Source organism: Sphingomonas bacterium, assembly GCF_903644055.1.
GTDB lineage: Bacteria > Pseudomonadota > Alphaproteobacteria > Sphingomonadales > Sphingomonadaceae > Sphingomonas_I.
On sequence record NZ_CAHJXD010000107.1, the window covers coordinates 1 to 3,045 of the forward strand.

General features: G+C 67.2%; 4 protein-coding genes. 2 read left to right on the forward strand and 2 right to left on the reverse strand.

Going from position 1 to position 3,045, the window contains the following annotated elements; translation table 11 throughout:
- Both HUU94_RS04510 and mltG read left to right on the forward strand, forming a co-directional pair.
- On the forward strand, window positions 1-768 hold a 768-nt coding region (locus HUU94_RS04510), incomplete at its 5' end, for a beta-ketoacyl-ACP synthase II (RefSeq protein WP_174273912.1).
- Window positions 769-784: 16 nt separating this feature from the next.
- Window positions 785-1,777, forward strand: a complete 993-nt coding sequence (gene mltG, locus HUU94_RS04515; RefSeq protein ID WP_174273913.1) for an endolytic transglycosylase MltG — start codon at window positions 785-787, stop codon at window positions 1,775-1,777.
- Window positions 1,778-1,783: 6 nt separating this feature from the next.
- Here mltG and HUU94_RS04520 read toward each other — a convergent pair whose 3' ends face one another.
- Both HUU94_RS04520 and HUU94_RS04525 read right to left on the reverse strand, forming a co-directional pair.
- Window positions 1,784-2,338: a Uma2 family endonuclease gene (locus HUU94_RS04520; RefSeq protein ID WP_174273914.1), complete on the reverse strand. Its 555-nt coding sequence runs from the start codon at window positions 2,336-2,338 to the stop codon at window positions 1,784-1,786.
- 89 nt (window positions 2,339-2,427) lie between these two features.
- A partial coding sequence (locus HUU94_RS04525) for a TCP-1/cpn60 chaperonin family protein (RefSeq protein WP_302480180.1) occupies window positions 2,428-3,045 on the reverse strand: 618 nt, incomplete at its 5' end.

The following is a 3,045-nucleotide window of genomic DNA, read 5'->3' on the forward strand; positions in this document are numbered from 1 at the left end:
GTCGTCACCGCCTGCTCGACCGGCGCGCACGCGATCGGCGATGCCGCGCGGATGATCGCGATGGACGATGCCGACGTCATGCTGGCAGGCGGCGCCGAGGGCGCGATCTGCCCGCTCGGCATCGCGGGCTTCGCGCAGGCGCGCGCGCTGTCGACGGGCTTCAACGACACGCCGGAAAAGGCCAGCCGCCCCTATGACCAGGCGCGCGACGGCTTCGTGATGGGCGAGGGCGCGGGCGTGGTGGTGCTCGAGGAATATGAGCATGCCAAGGCGCGCGGTGCCAAAATCTATGCCGAGGTGATCGGCTACGGCCTTTCGGGCGACGCCTATCATGTCACCGCGCCGCATCCCGAGGGCGACGGCGCCTATCGCTCGATGCAGATGGCGCTCAGGAAGGCCGGACTGGAGCCCAGGGACATCGATTATATCAACGCCCATGGCACCTCGACCCCGCTCGGCGACGAGCTCGAGCTGAGCGCGGTCCGCCGCCTGTTCGGCGATGCGATGGCGAGCGTCTCGATGTCCTCGACCAAATCGATGATCGGGCATCTGCTCGGCGGCGCGGGTGCCGTGGAATCGATCTTCTGCATCCTCAGCATCCGCGACCAGATCGTGCCGCCGACGATCAACCTCGACAACCCCAGCGAGGGCTGCGCGGGCGTCGATCTGGTGCCCAACGTCGCCAGGCGGCGGCAGGTGCGCGCGGTGCTCAACAACAGCTTCGGTTTCGGCGGCACCAACGCCAGCCTCGTCATGCGCGCGATCTAGGGCGCGCTTGGCGGTCATGGCCAGGCGCCGGAAAGCATCGTTCCGCGGGCTCGGCTGCCTCGGGTTGATCCTGTTGATCGTCGCCGGGCTGATCTGGCTTCAGGTCTATCGCAACTGGACCGGCCCCGGCCCCGCCAACCATCCGACACCGGTCGTCGTGCCGCAGGGCTCCAGCCTCGCCGCCGCCGCGCGGACTCTGGAAAAGGCGGGCGTCGTGCGATCGACCACCGGCTTCCTCCGTTTCGCGCGTCGTTTCGGATCGAGCGAGCCGATCCGCGCGGGCGAATATGAGGTGCCCGCCGGCGCCAGCGCGCGCGCGGTGCTCGAGCTGTTGCAGAGCGGCCGGACGATCCAGCGTCTGGTGACGATTCCCGAGGGCATGCCCGCGATCGAGGTGTTCGAACGCATCGCACGCGAGCCGCTGCTCAGCGGCAAGCTGCCCATCCCGCCCGAAGGATCGGTGCTGCCCGGCACCTACAGCTTCCAGCGCGGCGAAGCGCGGCGCGCGGTGCTCAAGCGGATGCAGGATGCGATGCGGCAGACGCTCGATCGGCTGTGGATGACGCGCAAGGCCAACAGCGTCGTCGCGAGCAAGCAGGAGGCGCTGATCCTCGCCGCGATCGTCGAAAAGGAGACCGGCGTGCCGGCCGAGCGGCCGATGGTGGCGGGGGTCTATTCGAACCGATTGCGGAGCGGAATGCGGCTGCAGGCCGATCCGACGATCATCTACCCGATCACGCGCGGCAGGCCGCTCGGCCGCCGCATCAAGCTCTCCGAGGTGCGCGCGGTCAACGATTACAACACCTATGCGATGGCGGGGCTGCCCAGGGGACCGATCACCAATCCCGGGCGCGACGCGATCGCCGCCGTGCTCGCGCCCGCCGACACCCATGCGTTATATTTCGTCGCGGACGGCAAGGGTGGCCATGTGTTCGCCGACGATCTCAAGGACCATAACGCCAACGTCCAGCGCTATTACAACCTCCGCAAGGCACAGCGGACGCGCTGAGCCGCTTCAGTCGCGAGCGAAGATTTCGTCGTGCGGGATGGTTATGCCGAGCGACGGCAGCGCCACATCGGTCGGACGGAGGAAGCGGCGATCGTTCCATTCCTCGGGGCTGGCGCGCTGAAGGATGCGGACGCGCTCGATCGACGGATCGACCAGCACGATCGTGTCCACGCTCGCGAGCTGGCTATATTCGTCGAGCTTGACGCCTTCGTCCTCGCGACGGGTGCTCGGTGATAAGATCTCGAAGATCACGCGCGGATCGCTCAGCGCCTTGGCGTCGTCCGCCGTGGTGCGGCTGCAATCGACGGTGACATCGGGATAACGGGTCGATCGATGCGCGGTTTCGATCGCCATGTCCGATCCGAAGGGACGGCAGCCCGAACCCCGCAAGGTCAGCCCCAGATACCGATAGAGGTTCATCTGAACCCGCGCATGCTCGACCGAGCCTCCCGCCATCATCCGGATCACGCCGTTGTCGAGCTCCGCCTTGATATCGGAGCCGAAATCGATCCGCAGGAATTCCGCGGAAGTAAGCAGGCGCTGATCTGACTGCGTGGCCATTTCGGCAATCTACGCTTTCGGCGCGGACAAGAGAAGGGCCGGAGGATCGCTCCCCCGGCCCCAACTCGCTGGCGACTGGTCGGCGTGGATCAGAAATCCATGCCGCCCATGCCGCCCATTCCACCCATGCCGCCGCCGCCGGGCATGCCCATCGACGCCTTGTCGTCGGCAGGCGCGTCGGAGATCGCCGCTTCGGTGGTGATCAGCAGGCCGGCGACCGAGGCCGCGTCCTGAAGCGCGGTGCGAACGACCTTGGTGGGATCGATCACGCCGGCGGTGACGAGATTCTCGTAGACGTCGGTCTGGGCGTTGAAGCCCATCGTCGGATCGTTGCCCTCGAGCAGCTTGCCCGAGATCACCGCGCCGTCATGACCGGCATTCTGCGCGATCTGCCGCAGCGGCGCGTAGAGCGCCTTGCGGACGATATCGATGCCGCGCGTCTGATCGTCGTTGGCGCCCTTCATGCCCTCGAGCGACTTGGTCGCGTAGAGCAGAGCGGTGCCGCCGCCGGGAACGATGCCCTCTTCAACGGCCGCGCGAGTCGCGTGGAGCGCGTCGTCGACGCGATCCTTGCGCTCCTTGACCTCGACCTCGGTCGAGCCGCCGACCTTGATGACCGCGACGCCGCCCGCGAGCTTGGCAAGGCGCTCCTGGAGCTTCTCCTTGTCATAGTCGCTGGTGGTGTTCTCGATCTGGCGGCGGATCGC